Consider the following 794-nt stretch of genomic DNA (forward strand, 5'->3'; position numbering starts at 1 on the left):
CGTGTAGCTCGCGGCCACGCTGTATGCGCGGTTCGCGCTGAAATTCGCCGAGTTGGAAAACGCGTACAGCGCGCCGACCTTGAAGCCCGCGATCGTGTCGCTCGTGTACTTGACCGCGTTGTTGATGCGCAGCGAGTGGTTCAGGTTGTCGTTGTCGAACGGATGCGCGAAGCCCGTATCGCCGAAATCGCCGGACGTCGCCGACAACGGCGCGACGAAGTCGACCATCGTGTCGTACTGGCGACCGAGCGTCAGCGTGCCGTAGCCGGCCCGGCTGAGGCCGACGTACGCGTGCCGGCCGAACAGCTTGCCGTCCTGGCCGAGCCCGCCGTTGTTCGCGTTGAAGCCGTTTTCGAGCACGAACAGCGCCTTCAGCCCGCCGCCGAGATCCTCGGTGCCGCGCAGGCCGAAGCGGCTGCCGTTGATCGTGCCGGTCGTCATGCGCCACTGCGACGCGCCGTTCACGTTGTTGGTATAGGCGATGCCGGCGTCGATCAGGCCGTACAGCGTGACCGAACTTTGCGCGTGGGCGAGCGGCGTGAGGAGTGCGGCGGCGCCTGCGCCGGCGATCAGGGTTTTTTTCATCGGAAAGCTCCTGCGGGTGGGACTGGAAACCAAAGTTCGGCGCAAGTATAGGAATGCGCGGCACGCGCACGGCCGTCCGGGCCGCGAGCGCACTGTTCCAGATCCGACAAGCATCCTTCACAAAACTGACACGACGCGGCGCGCACACCCTGGGCAGGCGATTCCTGCGTGGCGGGCGGCCCTCGGCTTCCGCCCGGTACAGCCTGGTT

1 protein-coding gene is annotated in these 794 nt (G+C 66.1%); it reads right to left on the reverse strand.

Annotation, left to right across the window (positions count from 1 at the left end):
• A partial coding sequence (locus JMF90_RS38990; protein ID WP_201326537.1) for a porin occupies positions 1 to 585 on the reverse strand: 585 nt, incomplete at its 3' end.
• Between the last annotated feature and the right edge of the window lie 209 nt (positions 586 to 794).

The organism is Burkholderia sp. E168m23 (genome assembly GCF_016586125.1).
Classification (GTDB): domain Bacteria; phylum Pseudomonadota; class Gammaproteobacteria; order Burkholderiales; family Burkholderiaceae; genus Burkholderia; species Burkholderia orbicola.